This window comes from Rhodococcus sp. NS-SX18 (assembly GCF_057367935.1).
The window spans coordinates 4,138,661-4,158,411 of the sequence record NZ_CM170633.1 but is presented as its reverse complement, the minus strand read 5'-3'; the positions used below and the strand labels follow the sequence as shown (position 1 = coordinate 4,158,411).

At 69.5% G+C, this 19,751-nt stretch carries 16 protein-coding genes and 1 riboswitch; of the genes, 14 read left to right on the top strand and 2 right to left on the bottom strand.

Features of this window, described 5'->3' with window-relative positions:
- Positions 1-69: 69 nt before the first annotated feature.
- The 7 genes from AC2IPW_RS19090 (at position 70) to AC2IPW_RS19060 (ending at position 7,250) form a co-directional block, all read left to right on the top strand.
- Positions 70-1,020 (top strand): DUF808 domain-containing protein, encoded by a 951-nt coding sequence (locus AC2IPW_RS19090; RefSeq protein ID WP_486375392.1) that lies wholly within the window; start codon positions 70-72, stop codon positions 1,018-1,020.
- A gap of 39 nt (positions 1,021-1,059) precedes the next feature.
- Positions 1,060-1,202, top strand: a riboswitch (cobalamin riboswitch).
- 115 nt (positions 1,203-1,317) lie between these two features.
- Positions 1,318-2,262 (top strand): ABC transporter substrate-binding protein, encoded by a 945-nt coding sequence (locus tag AC2IPW_RS19085; protein ID WP_486377032.1) that lies wholly within the window; start codon positions 1,318-1,320, stop codon positions 2,260-2,262.
- Entirely contained in the window at positions 2,259-3,287 is a 1,029-nt protein-coding gene (locus tag AC2IPW_RS19080) for a FecCD family ABC transporter permease (RefSeq protein ID WP_486375391.1), read from the top strand. Before AC2IPW_RS19085 ends, AC2IPW_RS19080 begins: the two co-directional genes overlap by 4 nt.
- Positions 3,284-4,090 (top strand): ABC transporter ATP-binding protein, encoded by an 807-nt coding sequence (locus AC2IPW_RS19075; RefSeq protein WP_486375390.1) that lies wholly within the window; start codon positions 3,284-3,286, stop codon positions 4,088-4,090. The genes AC2IPW_RS19080 and AC2IPW_RS19075 overlap by 4 nt, the downstream gene beginning before the upstream one ends.
- Complete coding sequence (locus AC2IPW_RS19070; protein WP_486375389.1) at positions 4,090-5,436, top strand: bifunctional adenosylcobinamide kinase/adenosylcobinamide-phosphate guanylyltransferase; 1,347 nt, start codon at positions 4,090-4,092, stop codon at positions 5,434-5,436. The genes AC2IPW_RS19075 and AC2IPW_RS19070 overlap by 1 nt, the downstream gene beginning before the upstream one ends.
- Positions 5,437-5,790: 354 nt before the next feature.
- Complete coding sequence (locus tag AC2IPW_RS19065; RefSeq protein WP_486375388.1) at positions 5,791-6,498, top strand: MspA family porin; 708 nt, start codon at positions 5,791-5,793, stop codon at positions 6,496-6,498.
- A gap of 62 nt (positions 6,499-6,560) precedes the next feature.
- Positions 6,561-7,250: an MspA family porin gene (locus tag AC2IPW_RS19060; RefSeq protein ID WP_486375387.1), complete on the top strand. Its 690-nt coding sequence runs from the start codon at positions 6,561-6,563 to the stop codon at positions 7,248-7,250.
- Positions 7,251-7,446: 196 nt separating this feature from the next.
- Here the strand turns inward: AC2IPW_RS19060 and AC2IPW_RS19055 are convergent, their stop codons facing one another.
- Positions 7,447-8,205 carry an HAD-IIA family hydrolase gene (locus AC2IPW_RS19055; protein WP_486377031.1) on the bottom strand — a complete coding sequence of 253 codons (759 nt, stop codon included), beginning with the start codon at positions 8,203-8,205 and terminating at the stop codon, positions 7,447-7,449.
- A 65-nt stretch (positions 8,206-8,270) separates the two neighbouring features.
- Positions 8,271-9,041, bottom strand: a complete 771-nt coding sequence (locus AC2IPW_RS19050) for a sulfite exporter TauE/SafE family protein (protein ID WP_054375030.1) — start codon at positions 9,039-9,041, stop codon at positions 8,271-8,273.
- Positions 9,042-9,409: 368 nt separating this feature from the next.
- Between AC2IPW_RS19050 and AC2IPW_RS19045 the strand changes: the two genes are divergently transcribed.
- The 7 genes from AC2IPW_RS19045 (at position 9,410) to AC2IPW_RS19015 (ending at position 19,749) form a co-directional block, all read left to right on the top strand.
- Entirely contained in the window at positions 9,410-11,329 is a 1,920-nt protein-coding gene (locus AC2IPW_RS19045; RefSeq protein ID WP_486375386.1) for a hydantoinase/oxoprolinase family protein, read from the top strand.
- Positions 11,330-11,374: 45 nt separating this feature from the next.
- Complete coding sequence (locus AC2IPW_RS19040) at positions 11,375-11,797, top strand: acetone carboxylase subunit gamma (RefSeq protein ID WP_486375385.1); 423 nt, start codon at positions 11,375-11,377, stop codon at positions 11,795-11,797.
- A 30-nt stretch (positions 11,798-11,827) separates the two neighbouring features.
- Positions 11,828-13,954 (top strand): hydantoinase/oxoprolinase family protein, encoded by a 2,127-nt coding sequence (locus tag AC2IPW_RS19035; RefSeq protein WP_486375384.1) that lies wholly within the window; start codon positions 11,828-11,830, stop codon positions 13,952-13,954.
- A gap of 25 nt (positions 13,955-13,979) precedes the next feature.
- Positions 13,980-16,328, top strand: a complete 2,349-nt coding sequence (locus tag AC2IPW_RS19030) for a hydantoinase B/oxoprolinase family protein (RefSeq protein WP_486375383.1) — start codon at positions 13,980-13,982, stop codon at positions 16,326-16,328.
- 101 nt (positions 16,329-16,429) lie between these two features.
- Positions 16,430-17,236: a hypothetical protein gene (locus AC2IPW_RS19025; protein ID WP_486375382.1), complete on the top strand. Its 807-nt coding sequence runs from the start codon at positions 16,430-16,432 to the stop codon at positions 17,234-17,236.
- 75 nt (positions 17,237-17,311) lie between these two features.
- Entirely contained in the window at positions 17,312-19,147 is a 1,836-nt protein-coding gene (locus tag AC2IPW_RS19020; protein WP_486375381.1) for a sigma-54-dependent Fis family transcriptional regulator, read from the top strand.
- 134 nt (positions 19,148-19,281) lie between these two features.
- On the top strand, positions 19,282-19,749 hold the full coding sequence (locus tag AC2IPW_RS19015) for a hypothetical protein (protein ID WP_308071986.1): 468 nt from the start codon (positions 19,282-19,284) through the stop codon (positions 19,747-19,749).
- The last annotated feature ends 2 nt before the right edge of the window (positions 19,750-19,751 follow it).

The following is a 19,751-nucleotide window of genomic DNA, read 5'->3' as shown; positions in this document are numbered from 1 at the left end:
GTTACAGAGTCGACCCGCAACTGCGTGTCGTTCGATCGGCTCTGCGCAGCCGAACTGTGGGAGGTTCCCGTGGCTGGTGGTCTCGTCGCCCTGCTGGACGACGTCGCGGCACTGACGAAAGCGGCCGCGGCGTCCATCGACGACATCGGCGCCGCGGCCGGCAAGGCCGGCGTCAAGGCGGCAGGTGTCGTCGTCGACGACACCGCCGTCACCCCGCGCTACGTGCACGGATTCACCCCGGACCGGGAACTGCCGGTCATCCGCAAGATCGCGATCGGGTCGATCCGCAACAAGCTGCTGATCATCCTGCCGGTGGCGATGCTCCTGAGCCAGTTCTTTCCTCAGGCGTTGCCCTACCTGTTGATCGCCGGAGGCCTGTTCCTGTGCTTCGAGGGGGCCGAGAAGGTCTACGAAGCACTGACCGGCGGTCACCACGAAGCCGACACCCCCGCGGTACTGAGCGGACCCGAAGTCGAGAAGTCCATGGTCAGCGGGGCCATCCGCACCGACCTCATCCTCTCGGCCGAGATCATGGTGATCTCCCTGTCGTCGGTGGAGGACGAACCGTTCCTCACCCGGCTGGCGGTGCTCGTCGTCGTCGCGATCCTCATCACCGCCCTGGTGTACGGCGCGGTCGCGCTGATCGTGAAGATGGACGACGTGGGCCTGGCGCTCGCCGGACGCGAATCGTCGTTCAGCCGGCGGGTCGGCCGGGGGCTCGTGGCCGCGATGCCGAAGGTGATGACGGTGCTCACCGTGGTCGGGATCGCCGCGATGCTGTGGGTCGGTGGTCACATCCTGCTCGTCAACGTCGGCGAGGCCGGATTCCACTGGCCGGCCGATCGCCTGCACGACCTCGAACACTGGTTCGGCGATCTCGTGCAGGGCGGCTTCGGCGGTGTGCTGTCCTGGACCGCGGGGACCGTGGCGTCCGCAGTCGTCGGGCTCGTCGTGGGCGCGATCATCGTGCTGATCGCGCACCTGATTCCGAAACGGAAGAAGCGCGAGGCGGCGCACTGACGGACCCCGGCCTGCCGTCCCCGGGCCCGGAGCCCTGCGATACGCTGCGGTGACCCCGCTTCCGGGTGGGGTGCCGCAGCGTATCGGTGAAGTCCGGTGTAATCCGGCACTGTCCCGCAACTGTGAGGCCGGCAGCGCGCTGCCGGACGAGTCAGGTCGGCCGGCGCGGCGGTCACGTACTGGTCCTCGGACGAAGGACGGTGTCGTGCCGCAACGGTGATCGTTGCAGCCGTGCTGTTTTCGTCCTCCGCCTCACGGAGGATGGTTGTGCCTGCCCCCACTGTGCCTGTCCTCACTGTGCCGACCCGCCGGCTGTTCGCCGCCGGACTCGCCGCGCTCGCCCTGCTCGCCGCCTCGTGCGCCTCGAGCGGCGGCTCCGAACCGGCCTCCGCGCCCTCCGGTGACGGGAGCTTCCCCGTCACCGTGAACTCCGGCGACGGAGCGATCACCCTCGATGCGGCCCCGGATTCGATCGTCTCCCTCAGTCCCACCGCCACCGAGATGCTCTACGCCGTCGGCGCCGGCGACCAGGTCGTCGCGGTCGACGACCAGTCCGACTACCCCGCCGGGGTGCCCGTCACCGCCCTGTCCGGATACTCGCCGAACGTCGAAGCCGTGCTCGGCTACGAACCGGACCTCGTGGTCGCGATGGACGACGTGGGCGACCTCGTCTCCGGCCTCGATGCGGCCGGCGTCCCCACGCTGCTGCTGCCGGCCGCCACCACCCTCGACGAGGCGTACACGCAGATCGAGCAGCTCGGCGCCGCCACCGGGCACATCGGGGACGCGGCCGAACTGGTCGCGTCGATGCGCAGCGACATCGACGAGGTCGTCGCCGGGTTGCCTCCCCGCCCGGCTCCGCTGACCTACTACCACGAGCTCGACGACACCTACTACAGCGTCACGGGTGACACCTTCATCGGGGGCATCTACGCGATGCTCGGTCTGCGTTCCATCGGCGACGCCGCCGGTGCCGACGCCTACCCGCAGCTGTCCGCCGAGTACGTCCTCGACGCCGACCCCGACCTGATCTTCCTCGCCGACGGGCAGTGCTGCGGGGTCACGCCGGAAACCGTGGCCGCCCGCGCCGGCTGGAGCGAGCTGACGGCCGTCCGCTCCGGACAGATCCACGTGCTCGACGAGGACGTCGCCAGCCGCTGGGGACCGCGGGTCGTGGACCTCGTGCGGGACCTCGGAGCGATCGTGGCTGCCGCCGAACCCGCCGCCCAGCCCACCCGGTGACCCGCGCCGCGCGCCACCCGGCCCTGGTGCTCGGCGCGGCAGCCCTCGTCCTGGTGGTCGTGCTGCACGTCGGGGTGCTCGTCGGCCCCGCCGGACTGACCGTGCGCGGCGTGTTCCTGGAACTGATCGACGCCCTGCCCTTCGTCGACGTCGACTCCGGGCTGACGACCCGGCAGCAGGCCATCCTGTGGAACATCCGCATGCCGCGGGTGGCGCTCGGTGCGCTGGTCGGCGCGATGCTCGCCATCGCCGGCGCCACCTACCAGGGGGTGTTCCGCAACCCGCTGGCCGACCCCTACCTGCTCGGGGTGTCGAGCGGCGCCGGCCTGGGCGCCACACTCGCGATCGCCCTCGGCGGAGTGCTCGCCTCCGTCGGGGTGCCGGTCGCCGCGTTCGCCGGCGGCCTCGTCGCCGTCGCCGCCACCTACGCGCTCGGACGCAGTGTCGGCGGGATGCGCTCGGAGGTGGTGATCATCCTGGCCGGCGTCGCGGTGGCGGCCTTCGCCAACGCGGCGCAGACGTTCGTCCAGCAGCTCTACGACGACACCCTGCGGCAGGTGTACACCTGGTTGCTCGGCCGCCTCAGCACCGACGGCTGGTCCGACGTGGTCGTCGTGCTGCCGTACGTCGTGGTGTCCGCGGCGGTCATCCTGCTGCACCGCCGGATGCTCGACGTGATGGCGGTGGGCGACGTCGAGGCCGCGAGCCTCGGGGTGAACCCGGCGCGGGTCCGGCTGATCCTGGTGTGCGTGGCGACCCTCGGCACCGCCGCCGTGGTCGGCGCCAGCGGCCTCATCGGTTTCGTCGGAATCGTGGTGCCGCACGCCATCCGGCTGATCGTCGGACCGGGGCACCGGCTACTGCTGCCGCTGTCGCTGATGATGGGAGCTGCCTTCCTCGTCCTCGCGGACGTGCTGGCCCGGACCGTGATGTCCCCGGCCGAACTGCCCATCGGCGTGGTGACCGCGGCCGTCGGCGCGCCCTTCTTCCTGGTGGTGCTGCGCCGGCATCGGGGGGTGTCGTGAACGCCGTCGACTGCCGGGGCCTGCGCGTCGACCGCGGCGGCAAGACCGTCCTGCACGGGGTGGACCTGACCGTCGGGCAGGGGGAGTGGATCGCCCTCGTCGGGCCCAACGGTGGGGGGAAGACCACGCTCCTGCACGCGCTGGCGGGACTGGTACCCGCAACCGGCCGGGTCCGCGTCGGCGGACTGGACCCCGCACACTCCGGGCGCCGGACGATGGCCCGCACGGTGGCGCTCATGCCGCAGCGGCCCATCGTGCCCGAGGGCATGACGGTCACCGACCTGATCCGGCTCGGGCGCACCCCGCACCTGCCGCGGTTCGCGACCGAGTCGGCACACGACCGTGAGATGGTCGAGTCGGTCCTCGACCGGCTCGACCTGCGCGCGCTGGCCGGCCGTCCGGCGACGGAGCTGTCCGGCGGCGAGCTGCAACGCGTGGTCCTCGGGCGCGCACTCGCGCAGGAACCGCAGGTGCTGCTGCTGGACGAACCCACCAGCGCCCTCGACATCGGCCACCAGCAGCACGTGCTGGACCTTGTGGAGTCGATGCGCGTGGAGAACGGGATCACGGTCCTCGCTGCGATGCACGACCTGACCTCGGCGGCGCTGTACGGCGGGCGGCTGGTCCTGCTCGCCGACGGTCGCGTGGTCGCCGACGGCACGCCCCGGCAGGTGCTCACGGTCCGGCGGATCGCCGAGGTGTACGGCGCGCGCGTTGAGGTGCTGGACCGTCCCGGCACCGGCCCGGCCGTCGTTCCGGTGCGTGGAAGCTTCTCGGGCGGAGCAGAATCGGAGGATTCGTGATGGAGGTACTGCTGCTGGGCACGGGTGCCGCCGACGGCTGGCCGAATCCGTTCTGCACCTGCCCGTCGTGCGCGGACGCGGCTGCTCGCGGCGAGATACGCGGGCAGACGGCCGCACTCGTGGACGACGTGCTCCTGCTGGACTGCGGACCCGAGGCGCCGCGCGCGGCGCTGCGTCACGGCCGCACCCTCGCCGGGGTGCGCCACGTCCTGCTCACCCACTCGCATCCCGACCACCTCGGCCCGCAGGCGCTGCTCTTCCGATATTGGGCGGCAACGGATTCCGAGATCGAGGTGATCGGCCCGGTCGACGCGCTGGACCAGTGCCGGGACTGGATCGCACCCACCGACCCGGTGCGGTTCGTGCCGGTCGCGGCCGGGGACGTGCTGACAGTCGGCGAGTACCGGGTGCGGGTGCTGCCCGCCGCGCACCGCGTCCTGGTCGACGGAGACTCCGTGCTCTACGACGTGCAGGGCCCCGGTGGTGACCGCATGTTGTGGGCATGCGACACCGGACCCCTGCCCGTGGAGTGGTTCGACCGGGTCGCCGGTGCGGAATACGATGCGGTGTTCCTGGAGGAGACGTTCGGGGACCGAATGGATCTGGGCTCCGCGCACCACACGCTGCCGGCGTTCGGGGAGACGGTGCGGACCCTGCGCGCGTGCGGGGCGGTGACCGAGCGGACCGATGTGGTGGCCGTGCATCTGGGCCACCACAACCCGCCGGTCGAGCAGCTGCGGATCCGGCTGGCGGCCTGCGGGGCGCGAGCGGGCGACGACGGTGAGGTGACGACGGTGGGATCTGCGACCGGCAAAGTAGCTGCGGCGCGGCGCACTCTGGTACTCGGCGGTGTGCGTTCCGGAAAGTCGCGGCACGCCGAGGAGTTGCTCGAATCGTTCCCGGCGGTGACGTACGTGGCGACGGGCGGCACGCGCGACGGCGACGCGGAGTGGGCCGAGCGCGTCGCGCTGCACCGGGCCCGCCGGCCGCGGTCGTGGACGACGGTCGAGACCGACGACGTGGCGGCCGTGCTCCGAGGGGCGGACGAGCCGTTGCTGATCGACTGCCTGGGGACCTGGCTCACCGCCCGCCTGGACCGTCACGACGTGTGGTCGGGCGGGGACGTCACCGCGGTCGAGGCGGACGTCGAGCAGTTGCTCGATGCGTGGCGTTCGTGTGCCGTGCCGGTGGTGGCGGTCAGCAACGAGGTGGGCAGCGGCGTGGTCCCGGCGACGGCGTCCGGCCGGTTGTTCCGGGACCTGCTGGGTCGGCTCAACGCGCGGGTGGCGGCGGAATCGGAGTCGGTGACGTTGGTCGTCGCCGGCATCCCCACGCGTTTGCGTTAGAACACCGAACTGCGTTCTGCGCAAGTCGGATTCCCGGTCACACATAACCCTCGACGGCGCACGGCTGTGCGCACATGTGATCTGGAACACAGCCGTAACTGTTTAGTGACCCTCTGCATCAGGCGTGTTATCGTTCCGAAACGAACTGGGGTCCGAGCGGGGGTGTCGGTCCACAGTGCCCCTCGGGGCAGCACGCCAACGACACCTGAATCCGCCTGTGCGAGAAACCGACCGGTATCTCGCCCCGACCTGACCAGAATGCACATCCGAATCGACCGCGGCGGCCCGCCCGCGGCCGTGATCAGCCGTGCCCGGGGGCGCCCGGGTAACCGCACACCTGAGTAGGGGAATGAATTGAGCAACAAGCACACGTCCGGCCTCCGCCGCGGCGCACGCATCGGTGGTGTAGCAGCAGCTGCCGCCGTCGCCCTGGGCTTCCTGTCCGCGGGTGCGGCGAACGCCGACACCTTCGTGCCGCTGCCCGACGGCGAGATCGTCGCCGCGAACGGCAACGCCATGATCAAGCGCACCGCGGAGAGTGCCCTCATCTCGCCCTCTCTGGCTGCGAACGGTGCCGGCCGCGTGGCGTGGGTGTCCGGAACGATCGAGGTCGACGTCAAGGGTCTTCCGGCCGACCTCAAGGCCGGTCCGACCAATGGCGGCATCGCCACCGGTGACCCCACTGGTACGCAGGGCACCAACGGCACCTCTACGAACGATGTTCCGCACCTGACCACGGGTTACCTCATCGGCTGCCAGATGGACATCGCGGGTCTGAAGGGCAACCTGGGCGCCGGCTTCGACATCGGCCCCTCCGCGGGCGGCGGCAGCCTCAGTGGCTCGATCAGCGTTCCGATCTCTGCAGGGCAGGTGAAGTTCGCGCGCATCGACGGCAAGGACATCCTCAAGGACGGCAAGTACAGCTACAAGTACCAGGACGCGCAGATCGAGGTCCAGGGCTGCGGCGGCTACGCGCAGGCCCGGGCGTACACGGTCCTCGAGGTCACCGGGGCCAACTACTCCAAGACCACCCTGTACGGCCAGCCGTTCAGCATCGGCTGACCGCTACCGTCCGTCCCTCCTGCTTTCGCTCACACGAGCGTCGAACCCTCGAGAGAGAGAACATGAAGACCAGCATCGCCCACGGCCTGCGCCGTGGTCTGAAGGCGGCCGGTATCGGCGCCACCGTCGCCGTCGCCATCGGATTCGCCTCTGCGGGTGCGGCAAACGCCGACACCTTCGTGCCGCTGCCGGACGGCAGCATCACCGAGACCCTGAACGGCACCACGGTGACCCTCAGCCGTGTCGGTGAAACCGCCAACATCTCCCCGTCCATGGGCGCTACCCCTCTGCACCGCAACGTGTGGGTCTCGGGTACGGCCAAGGTCGAGATCAGCGGCGAGGGCGCGGACAAGGCCACCACCAAGTTCCAGCCGGGCTACATCGTCGCCTGCCAGATCAACCTTGGCGGCACCGCAGGCGGCGGCGCCGGCGTCAAGGCCGGCTACTCGGGCCAGACCTCCTCGATCACTCCGTCCGTCAACGGCAGCGGCACCGTCACGCTCGGCCCGGGCCAGGCCCAGGACTTCAAGATCCTCGACCGCACCATCGCGAACGCCTTCGACGAAGAGCAGCACGTGCCGTTCAACGTCGTCAAGGGCCGCAGCGGCAGCGTCACGTGGACCGATTCGACCCTCGGCGTGTCCGGTTGCGCCGGCTACGCCCAGGCCCGCAGCTACATCAAGGTCACCGTCGACACCGGGACAAACGTCCAGCAGGTCACCCTCTGGGGCCAGCCCTTCAGCATCGGCTGATCGAGGCGCCTTCCAGAGGTGAGCAGCCCCGCCGACGAGAACCTCATCCTCTCGTCGGCGGGGCGTTGTCGCTGCCCGGTCCGGTGGGGGCCGGGCAGTGGCGCTGTGGGTGAGCAGTGAGAGGGAGGTTGTCGCGGCATCGCCCGAGTGGCGTGAGCGAGAACCTCCCTCTCGCTGCCGAAACCGCCCGCTCCGGTCAGAACGGATTCGCGGTGCGCCCCACCAGTTCCGCGACCGATTCGATGACGCGAGTGGGTCGATAGGGGAACATCTCCACGGACTCGCGAGTCGAGATGCCGGTCAACACCAGCAGGGTCTGCAGGCCCGCTTCGAGGCCGCAGACGATGTCGGTGTCCATCCGGTCGCCGATCATGAGCGTGTGCTCCGAGTGCGCGCCGATCGCGCGCAGAGCAGATCGCATCATCAGGGCATTCGGTTTGCCCACGAAGTACGGTTCGCGACCCGTCGCGCGGGTGATCAGCGCCGCGACGGCCCCGGTCGCGGGGAGCGAGCCCTCCCGCGACGGTCCGGTCGGGTCCGGATTGGTGGCGATGAACCGGGCACCCCGCTCGACGAGCCGGATCGCGGTGGTGATCGCCTCGAACGAGTAGGTGCGGGTTTCCCCGAGGACGACGTAGTCCGGGTCGTTGTCGGTCAGGACGTAGCCGATGTCGTGCAGGGCTGTGGTCAGTCCCGATTCGCCCACCACGTACGCGCTGCCACAGGGTCGCTGATTCGCCAGGAACGTCGCGGTCGCCAGCGCCGACGTCCAGATCGACTTCTCCGGGATGTCGAGGCCGGTGCGCAGCAGCCGGGCGCGCAGATCTCGCGGAGTGCGGATCGAGTTGTTGGTGAGCACCATGAACGGTGTGCCGTTCTCACGCAACTCGCTCAGGAACGCGTCGGCGCCGGGAATCAGGTGTTCCTCGTGCACCAGGACGCCGTCCATGTCCATGAGGTAGTTCCAGACCGGCGCGGGTACGGGTTCGTCGTTCACCGTTCGAGTGTGTCACCGACCGCTCACGCCAGCAGCCGGTACAAGCCGACCAAGCCGACCACGACGATGACGGCCCGCAGTGCGGTGGGCGAGAGCCGGCGGCCGTACCGGGAGCCGAGGGCACCGCCGATCAGCGAGCCCACGGCGATCAGCGCCGCCGCCGTCCAGTCGATCCGGTCGAACGCGACGAGGGTGTAGGCGACGGCCGCCACGACGTTGACCAGCAGCGAGAGCAGGTTCTTCGCGGCGTTCTGCCGCTGGATGTGATCGTGCAGCAGCGCCCCGAACAATCCCATCAGCAGGATGCCCTGCGCGGCCGTGAAGTAGCCGCCGTACACGCCCACGGCGAAGGTGCCGACGACCAGCGCCGTCATGCGCGCCGGCCCGATCTGCTCGGCCGGGCCGCCGGAGCGCCGCAGCACCCACTGTTGCAGTTTCGGCTGGAACACGACCAGGAGCAGCGCCAGCACGAGCAGAACGGGCACGATCGTCTCGAAGGCCGATTCGGGCAGGTTCAGCAGCAGCCACGACCCGAGGACCGCGCCGGAGACGGAGGCGGGGATCTGCCATCGCAGCCGCGGCCACTGCCCGCGGAGCTCGCGCCGGTACCCCCATGTGCTCGACACCCCACCCGCGACGAGCCCGACGGCGTTGGACATCGTGGCGGTCACCGGCGGCAGCCCGAACGCGACGAGCGTCGGGAAGGTGATGAGGGTCCCGGAGCCGACCAGCGCGTTGATCGCGCCGGCGCCCAACCCGGCCAGGGCGACGACGAACAGTTCCAGCGGTGTCACCGAGCCGACCTTACGTCAGCCGCCGAAGTGCGCGGTCGCCGCCACCCCTGATCGGCGGGGCTACTCGAATCCGCTGTCCGGAAGGGTCTTTCGCGGCCGCCGCGGAGACGGAGCGGCCCGCCGCGCCGTGCGGCGGCGCACCGTCCCATTTCCGGACACCGTCCGTCGATGGAAGCCGTCCCGCAACCCGGGTAGCCGGACGCCTCCGTTCCGGTGTCGCGCCGAACTCGCAGGTAGAGGACGTCTCGAGGTGGAAGATGAGCCACGTCATAGCCGGTGTCCGGAAGTGGCACACTTCACACCCGCCGGTCCGGCCCAGGCTTTCCCCATTCGATCCGCAACACCGCAACCCGAACGGGGGACACCCGATGGACAGACTCATCAACATCGACAACGGTGGCACGCTCACCGACATCTGCGCCTGGGACGGCCACGAATTCAGCTTCACCAAGACCCTCACCACGCCGTTCGATCTGTCGCAGTGCCTGTTCGACGGACTGACGAAGGTGTCGAAGGAGATCTACGGCGCCGAGGACCTGCCCACGCTGCTGCACTCCACGGCGCACATCCGCTACTCGACCACGCAGGGGACGAACGCGCTCGTCGAGCGCAAAGGTCCCCGCATCGGCATCGTCACCGACTCGGCAACCCTCGTCGACGAGCTGCGCCGCACCCCCGAGCAGCGGGCCCTGTTCGACGACCTCGTCGGCACCCGCGTCGCCGTCGTCGACACCGACGCCGCGGACCTCGAAGGTGAACTGGTCGCCCGGGTCAACCGTCTGACCACCGACGGTGCCGCCCGCATCGTCGTCGCCGTCGGGAACACCGACGACGGACGTGAACGGACGCTGCGCGGCATCCTGCTGCGCAAGTTCCCGCGCCACCTGCTCGGTTCGGTTCCGTTCCTGTACTCATGGGACTTCACCACCGACCGCACGCCGGCCCGGCGAGTCTGGTCGGCCGTGATCAACACGTTCCTGCACCCGACGATGGAACGGTTCCTCTACAACGCCGAGCACCGGCTGCGCGACCACCGCGTCAAGAACCCGCTGCTGATCTACCGCAACGACGGTGCCTCCTCGCGCGTCGCGAAGTCCGTGGCCCTCAAGACGTACTCGTCCGGCCCGCGCGGCGGACTCGAGGGCACCCGGGCGCTCGCCGAGATCTACGGCCTCAAGCACGTTCTCATGATCGACGTCGGTGGCACCACGACCGACATCGGCACGGTCGCCGGGCGCGAGATCCTCACCGACCGCCGCGGCACCATCGCCGGCATCCCGACCTCCTTCCCGATGTCGAACGTCGAGTCGGCCGGCATCGGCGGCAGTTCCGTCATCACCGTCACCGACGGGGCGATCACCGTCGGACCGGAAAGCGTCGGCGCGGCACCCGGACCGGCCTGCTTCGGCTTCGGTGGCACGTCCGCCACCATCACCGACGTCAACCTCCTCCTCGGCGTGCTCGACCCTGCCACCTACCTCGACGGCGACTTCACGCTCGACGCGGACCGGGCCCGCGCCGTCGTCACCACCACCGTCGCCGAACCGCTCGGTCTCACCCTCGACGAGGCGCTGCTGGCGATGGAACAGGCGTACTTCACCGCGATGGGCAACGCCGTCGCCCCCGCGGTGTCCGACGCCGACGAGACCACCATCGCCGCGTTCGGCGGCGCCGGCCCGATGAGTGCGTGCGGCGCAGCACGGGTCGCGGGCGTGCGCAGCGTGCTCGTGCCCAAGCTCGCCGCGGTGTTCTCCGCCTTCGGTATCGGGTTCTCCGACATCGGGCAGAGCTACGAGGCCGACGTCGCGGACACGGCGGAGGCGACACTCGCCGCGGCCGTGGCTGACCTCCTGGCCAAGGCCGAGCGGGACATGTTCCAGGAAGGGCACGCCCTCGTCGACTGCGAACTGTCCTGGAGCCTGACCACCGAGGACGCACACGGTGCCACGGTCGACGAGACGCCGTACGAGCCCGGCGAGTGCGTCGAGCTGCTGCCCGGTGCGTCCACCGCCCTGACCCTGGTGGCCACCCGCCGGATGAACCGGATCGAGCTCCCGCACGGCTCCTTCGCCGAGGCCCGCACCCCCCGGGCGGCCGGCGAACGCACCGTGCTCGGAGCGGCCGGACGGCAGCCGGTTCCGGTGTTCGCGCTGGCCGACCAGGAGCCCGGCGCCACCGCCGAGGGCCCGGCCATCGTCGAAGGCCCCTTCTTCACCGCCCGGGTGCAGGAGGGCTGGAAGTTCGACGTCACCGCCGGCGGCGACCTGCTGCTCACCGACACCCACTGACCGACAGATCCCGAAGCCTGTTCGACCGTTCGAAGGACGCACGACATGCAGATTCCCATGACCGAATACCTGGTCATCGACCTCGAGACCGAACTGTGGGTGTGCCGGGAGTGCCGGCACGAACTCGGCAGCGCCCGCGGCAATTACAAGGAAGGCACCCTGGTCTACGACCGCGACCCGCGCGAGATCCACCAGCCCATCATCGATCCCGACCGCTACGAGTTCACCTTCTCACCGGACCCGAACTACTGCCGCATCCTCGAGTACTACTGCCCCGGCTGCGGCACCCAGATCGAGACCGAGTACATCCCGCCCGGACATCCCCCGACCGTCGACATGGAATGGGACGTCGACGCCTTGCGCGCCCAGTGGCTCGAACGCGGCACCGATCCCGGCCAGGTCGTCACGTACGGCCCCGGCCAGGACGCCGAGGGCGAGTTCGAAGGCCGGCGCCACAACCACCACTAGTCACCGCGACCCGCAAGGAACACCGTCACCATGAAACGAATCTCCGTCGACATCGGCGGCACCTTCACCGACTGCTTCTTCGCCTGGGACGACAAGTACGTCGAGGCCAAGGCCCTCACCACTCACCACAACCTGGCCCAGGGCTTCAACGAGGCCCTCGACCTCGCCTGCCGCCGCGCCGATCTGGACCGGGACGACGTGCTGTCCCAGGTGGATTCGGTCCGCTACGCCACCACTCTCGGCACCAACGCCCTCATCGAACGCAAGGGTCCGCGCGTCGGTGCCATCGTCACGCACGGTTTCGAGGACACCATCCCGCTCTCCCGCGGACGGGGCTACGGTGAGGGACTCGATCCGTCGATGCAGCAGAACCTTCCGGCTGCGGAGCGCCCCGAGCCGCTGGTCCACCGCAGCCTGATCCGGTCGGTCCAGGAGCGGGTCAATTCCGCCGGCGAGATCGTCGTCCCGCTCGTCGAGCGGAACGTGCGCGAGATGGTGCGCGAGCTCGTCGACGCCGGCGCGCAGGCGCTCGTGGTGTCGCTGGTGAACGCCACCGAGAATCCTGCCCACGAGCTGCGGATCATGGAGATCATCCAGGAGGAGTATCCGGAGCATCAGCTCGGCGCGATCCCGGTCCTGCTCGGCCATCAGGTCTCCGGACGCAAGGGCGAATACGTCCGCGCGACGTCCACCATCGTCGACGGCTTCCTGCACGGCATCATGTTCCACGCCATGAGCCAGCTCGCGAACAACCTGCGGGACTCGGGCTACGACAAGCCGATGCTCATCATCCACAACTCCGGTGGCATGGCCCAGATGAACTCGACCGATGCCCTGCAGACCATCCACTCCGGTCCCGTCGCGGGTGTCAGTGCCGCCGAGCATCTGTCGGAGTCCTCGGGGATCGGCAACATCATCACCACCGACATGGGCGGCACGTCCTTCGACATCGGCCTGGTGCCGGCGGGTGGCGTCAAGCACTACGACTTCCAGCCCACGATCGACCGCTGGCTGGTCTCGGTCCCGATGATCCACCTCGAAACCCTCGGTGCCGGAGGTGGATCCATCGCGAGCTACGACCGGATCCACCACTCGGTCCGGCTCGGGCCCGAGTCCGCCGGTTCGGACCCCGGTCCGGCCTGCTACGACCGCGGCGGGCTGCGCCCCACGGTGACCGACGCCGACCTGCTGCTCGGCTACCTGGACCCGGACAACTACGCCAACGGTTTCATCAAGCTCAACCGCAAGCGGGCGGTGTTCGCCGTCGAGGAACAACTGTGCGACGAGCTCGACCTCGACGTCATCGACGTCGCCAAGGTCATCAAGCGATCGGTCGACGAGCAGATGGCGATCGGCATCGCCAAGGAGCTGCGGGTGCGCGGCTACCTGCCGGAGGACTTCACGATGCTCGCCTACGGCGGCAACGGCCCGCTGCACGCGTGCGGGATCGCCGACCAGGCCGGCATCCGCAAGATCCTCGCCCCGCCGTTCTCCTCCGTGTTCTCCGCCTGCGGTGCCGGCAACATGAAGCAGCTGCACATCCACGAACGCGGCGTCCACGTGGTGCTCTACAACGCCACCACCCGGGGGCTCTACGACAGCTACGACGAGTTCAACGAGATCGTCGCGGCGCTCGAGGCCCGGGGCGCGGAGGATCTGCGCCGTCAGGGCGTCGGCGACGGCGCGATCGAGCACCGCCTCGAGATGGATCTGCGCTACGGCAACCAGCTCGTGACGACCGCAGTGGCGTTCGACATCAACCGGATCCACGGCGTCGGGGACGTGCTCCACCTGATCCGCACGTTCTCCGACATCTACTCCAAGCGCTACGGCGAGGGGTCGGCAGCACCCGAGGCCGGCATCCGCGTCCAGACCATCCGCGTCGCGTCCTACGTCAATGGTGAGACCGTCGAGTTCGATTCCCTGCATCACGACGGGGAACGGACGCTGCCGGCACCGGTCGGGCACCGCGACGTCCATTTCGTCGCGCATCCCCGGGTGATCACCACCGCGATCTACGACGCCGACGCGCTGAGTCACCACCACGTGATTCCCGGTCCGGCGATCGTCACTACCGAGAACACGACCTACCTCGTCGAGCCCGGCTGGCGCCTCGAACCCTCACCACAGGGCGCCGTCTGGTTCCTCAAGGACTAGCGCAGAAAGCACAGGAGACACAGCCATGACCGCACTTCACGACGACCTCGCAACCGCTGCGGAGCAGCGCCTCGCAACCGCTGCGCAGCAGCGCCTGACGGCCTCGCTGAACGAGCAGGAACAGCAGTGGGTCGACGATTTCATGGACGAGACGACGCTGTTCCTCGGCCCGGACCGCGACATCATGCGTTCGCACCACATCACCTCCCGCAGCGAGTTCGAACAGCAGTGCCTCGCCGACGGCGTCGACCCCCTCCAGGTGGACCGCATCCGCAAGCGCCTCGCCGGCGCCCTCGACGAGGGCTTCGAGATGTGTGAGGCGATGGGCGCTGCCCCGGGCGCCAAGTGGGGCGACCTCACCACGGCCATCTACACCGCGGCCGGGGACGTCACCTACCTGTCCTGCCACGGCGTGATCGCGTTCTCCGCGATCCTGCACCACCCGATCCGGTACATCATGAAGTACTGGAAGGACGAGCCGACCGTCGGAATTCATCCCGGCGACGGGTTCATCCACAACGACGCCCGCTTCGGCAACGTCCACAACACCGACCAGTCGATGATCATGCCGATCATCCGGGACGACCGCATCATCGCGTGGGTTGCCGCCACGATCCACGAGGGCGAGAACGGCGCCTGCGAACCGGGCGGCATGCCCTCCGGTTCGGAGACCCCGTTCGACGACGGACTGCGGATGAGCCCGTTCAAGATCGTCGAGCGCGGCGAGTTGCGCCGCGACCTGCTCACCTTCCTGCAGCACTCGGTCCGAGACCCGAAGCTCCAGCTGGCGGACCTGAAAGTGAAGATCGGTGCGGTCCAGCGCATCCAGGAACGCGTCGACAAGATCATCGACGAGGTCGGCGTGGAGACGTTCGTCGCGGCGCTGCGGATCACCGTCGAGGACGTCGAAGCCGAGGTGCGCCGGCGTATCCGGGAACTGCCCGACGGCACGGTCCGGTTCAACCAGTTCATGGACTCCACCCTCAAGGAGAACATCCTCATCAAGCTCGCCTGCTCCATCACGGTGAAGGGCGAGAAGATGACCATCGACCTGCGCGGCAGCGGACCGGAGATCCTGAACCGGGCCATCAATTCGCCGCTGTGCTCGGTCAAATCGATGATGATGCAGGCGATCCTCGCGTTCTGGTGGCCGGACCTGCCGCGCTGCACCTCCGCGATGAGCCCTATCGAGATCATCTCCGACGAGCACACGTGGTCCGACGCCGGCTACGACGCCCCCATGGGCCAATCGCTGCAGGCCTCCTTCCGCGGCTTCTCGGCGCTCCAGAACCCCTGGGCCAAGCTGCAGTTCTCCAACCCGGAGAAGTTCTCCAACGTCATCGCGCCCTGGTTCAACCAGATCAACACCTTCCTGTGGGGTGGGGTCACCCAGCACGGCGACCAGGTCGGCAACCTGTGCGCCGACCTGAACGGAATGGGCGGCGGCGCCAAGGCGTTCCGCGACGGCGAGGACGCGGTCTCCCCGCTCTTCTGCGCGATGGCCGATACGGCCGAGCAGGAGGTCATGGAGGAGGAGGTGCCCTTCATGCAGCTGGTGAGCAAGCGGATCGTCCGTGACAACCAGGGGTTCGGCAAGTACCGCGGCGGTATGGGCTACGAGATGATCGTCGCGGCCGAGGGCACCCCGCTGTGGGGCTTCATGACGGTGACCTCCGGCGCGAAGTTCTCCTCCATCAGCGGGCAGTTCGGCGGGTACGGCTGCAACACCTACCCGCTCGCGACGGTCAAGGGCGTCAACGTCTACGACGAACTGCGCCGCAACCCGGAACGGTTCGACCTGTCGATCGAGAAGGTGATGAACGAACAGCCCTTCGAGGGCGCCGAGTACAGCACCAGCCACATGGGCCTGCAGTTCGACGTCGCCAAGGACGGTGAGCTGTACATGATTTCGCAGGGCACGGGCGGAGGCTACGGAGATCCGCTCGAACGCGCCCCGGAGGACGTGGTTGCCGATCTCGAGATCGACCGGATCTCCGCGAAGGTGGCGCACGACATCTACGGTGTCGTGTACGCACCGGACACCTTCGTCGTGGACGTCGACGCCACGGAGGCGCTGCGTGCCTCGATGCGACGCGACCGGCTCTCGCGCGGTGTGCCCTACGGGGAGTTCGTCGAGAAGTTCGTGACGCCGGAGCCGCCGCAGGACCTGCTGTACTACGGGTCCTGGGGCGACACCGAGGAACTGACGGCCACCCACTTCACCGTCCACGGCGCCGAGCGGGTCACCACGACGATCGACAAGATGCCGATCATCATGATGCCCGACCGCCGGGAGTTGAAGATCGCCGAACTCGCGGCCCGGGTGAAGGAACTCGAGGCGAAGCACGGCGAGATCGTCCACCGCAAGTCCTGAAACCGATCCGGCCCGCTTCGGTCACCGGATCCACCCCGAACCGGGTGCCCGCACGTGTGCTCCCCTCACCGTGCGGGCACCCATTCCCTGGAGTCACAGTCATGACCATCTCGTTTCCCGCCGTGCTCGACGCGCCGGTCTCCGGGCGCCGGGTTCCCCTCGTCGTCGACCATCTCGACTACAGCCGCCGGATCCTGCTCCGCGGCAACCCGGTGCCCTGGGCCGATCCCACCGCACTGTCGAACTTCCTCAACCAGGCGCACGGGCTGCTGCGTCCGGACGTCACGCTGCTCGATCTCGGTGAGTTCTACCGCATCGCGGCGGGCGACCCCCGTCTGGGCGAGGCGATGTCCGCACGGTCCCGGACCGGGTACGCGTTGCGGGCGCTGCTCGCGGACGCCGCGACCACCCGGGCCGTGACCACGCTCGCCGCCACGGTGGCCGGCACCACCCGGCTGCCGCTGCTGCTGCAGATCCCCTCACCGCGGGCCTGGCTGGCGGCGACCCATCCCGGAGACGCCGCGGATCTGGACGCGGACCGTGTCGAGGCCGCGGCCATGTACGTCGCGGACTGGCTGCGCGGATTCGCCGAGGTGCCGGTCGCAGCGGTCCTGCTCGACGAGCGGATCGCGGCGGACGCCGCCGCGTTGCCGCCGGTCGATCCGCAGTCGTACGTGCCCGTGACGAACGTGGCCGCGCACTACCGGTGGGAGATCGGACTGCGCGGCGAGGACACCGTCTCGATCGGCGAGCACGAGGGTGACGTCCTCGGCTCCGACTACTGGCTCGCCGAGGACGCCGCAGTCCCGGACGCGCACGGCGTTTTCCGGCTCGCGCACCTGCCGGCGGACGCGGTCCCGGAGACGGTGCTCGCCCGGCTGGCCGCACTCGACGTTCCCGGTGCCTGATCGTGGACGACCTGCACGCCGGTGCCGCAGGGAGCGGCACCGGCCGGAGGGCGGACGCTACCCTGGAGGCGTGACATGCATCACGACCACACCGGGGCGGGGCGGCCGGTGAAGAGCGCGGACCGACGGCTGCGGGTGGCGGTGGCCCGGGCCGGATTCCTCGACTCCGGCGAACCGGACGATTCGCTGGTCTCCTCCGTCGTGTCGGCGTCGTGGCGACGCTCCGCCGCGGCGGGCGTGCGACCGTCCGGTGGGGAGGTCCGGTTTGCGGGTGAGGTCGACCGGACCTCCCGCCTGGTCCAGTGCTCGCTGCCGGTTCTGGACCGGCTCGCGGAGGAGACCGTCGACGTCCCGGTGAGCATCGCCCTGACCGACGCCAAGGCGCAGGTGCTGATGCGACTCGACGGTGCCCGGGCCATCGGACGGCTGCTCGACCACGTCTCGCTCGCACCGGGCTTCGACTACAACGAGGGCCAGATCGGCACGAACGGTGTCGGCACGGTGCTCGAATCCGGGCGTGCCGTGCAGATCGAGGGCGCCGAGCACTTCCACGAACGGTTCCAGCCGTTCGCCTGCTCCGGCGCGCCGATCCGGGACCCGTTCAGCGGACGGGTCGCCGGCGTCATCGACATCAGCTGCCTCACCGAGCATTCGTCGCCGCTGCTGACGACCGTCGTGCGGACCGCGGCAGCGGAGATCGAACAGAATCTGTTCCGCGACCGCAGCGCCCGCCAGCACGCGCTGTTCGACGCGTTCGTGCGCGCCGACGCCCGCGGCGGCGCGGCCCTCATGGCGATCGGGAGCGCGATGTCGCTCGCGAATCCGCTCGCCCACACCCTCCTCGCGCCGGAGGACCAGCGCCGGGTCGGTGAGCACGTCGACTACGTCATCGGGCACCGCGCGCGAATCGACGAACTGCTCGAGCTGAGCACCGGCCTGTCCGTCCGGGTCCGGGCCACCCGGATCCTGGCGGGCGAGGACACCGCCGGATACCTCGTCGAGGTCTCCGAAGCGGCCGCGGCCGCGGCACCGCTTCCGCCCGTTCCGAACCGCGTTCGCGAACACCGCATGCACTCCGGGCGGGTCGGACTGGCCGCGGCCGGCACGGATCGTCTCCGCTCGAGCGGTTCCTCCGCGCTGTGGATGCGCGCCTGCAACGAGATCGAGGAGGCCCTGTCCGCCGGGGCGAAGTTGCTCCTCACCGGCGAACCGGGCACCGGGAAGGCCTCTCTCGCGTCCGAGATCTTCCATTCCCTGTACGGCGGGGGACTGAGCATCCTCGTGGACGGTAGCGAGACCGATCTGTCCGGACTCACGGTGCCCTCCGCCAACCCCACCCTGTACGTGCTGCGCAACATCCAGGCGATGCCCGGCCCGCTCACGGCCACCCTGGCCGAGACCCTGGCGGAACCCGTCGCCGAGCACGTCTTCGTCGTGGCCACCATGGAGGAGTCCGAGGAGCCGCCGTCCGAGGCCCTCGCCCCGCTGCTCGCGGCCCTCGACCGGACGGTGCACGTGCCCGCCCTGCGACACCGCACCGACGACATCGCAGGAGTCGCGGCCCAGGTCCTCCGCAAGATCACCGGATCGCAGAGCCGCACCGTCGCTCCCGACGCCATGCGGGTGCTGACACGCTATCCGTGGCCGCGTAACATCCACGAGCTCGAAGCGGCGTTGCGCTGCGCCGTCGCGCACCGGCCTGCCGGTGCCATCACCGTCGAGGACCTACCCGAATGGTGCCGGCACGGTCCGCGTCGCCAGCTCAACGCGGTCGAGTCCGCCGAACGGGATCTCATCGCCAAGGTCCTGCGGGAAACCGGTGGCAACCGGGTGCACGCCGCCCGCGCCCTGGGAATCTCCCGGTCGTCGCTGTACCGGAAACTGACCCTGTTCGGTTTCACCGGCGAGTAGGCCCCCGCGGGTCACCGAACCTGCCGCCGCACGGTGCGACCCCCTGTCCGGATGTGGGACAGTTCGCGACCGCTCTTCCTGCCGAAGATGGAGACAGCACATCTCGTCGACAGCGCGAAGGAGGAACGAGAGTCGTGGACGAGCCGTTCTTCAGCTGGAACCGCAGACGAATGATCCTGCACACCAACAGATGCCCGGTTCCCGGGACGCCGGCGGGCGGCGCCGAGTTCGTCTCGGACGTGCCGCTGACGGTCGGGACCCGGCGCGGGCGTCTGATCACCGTCGTCGTGGACGACGACGAGTACGTGGCGCTGGTGGTGGGCGACGTCCGGCGGAGGCACGATGTGCCGGTGCGCCGCGTGGTCGCCGAAGGGTTGCTGATCGAGGGGAGCCGCAGCCGGCTCGACGCGGAGATCCTGTTGCCCGTGTCGGAGGCGCCCGTTGTTCCGGTACCGGATGTCGTCCGGCGGATCCCGGACCCTCGGAGCCGGTACACCGAGGCGGTGCAGGCACTCCTCGCGTACTCCGGCGCCCGGTCCGTCACCGTCGAATTCGCCCCGGCGTCGCTCCGGACCGCTCGGAGCCTGGACCGATCCGCGTGAAC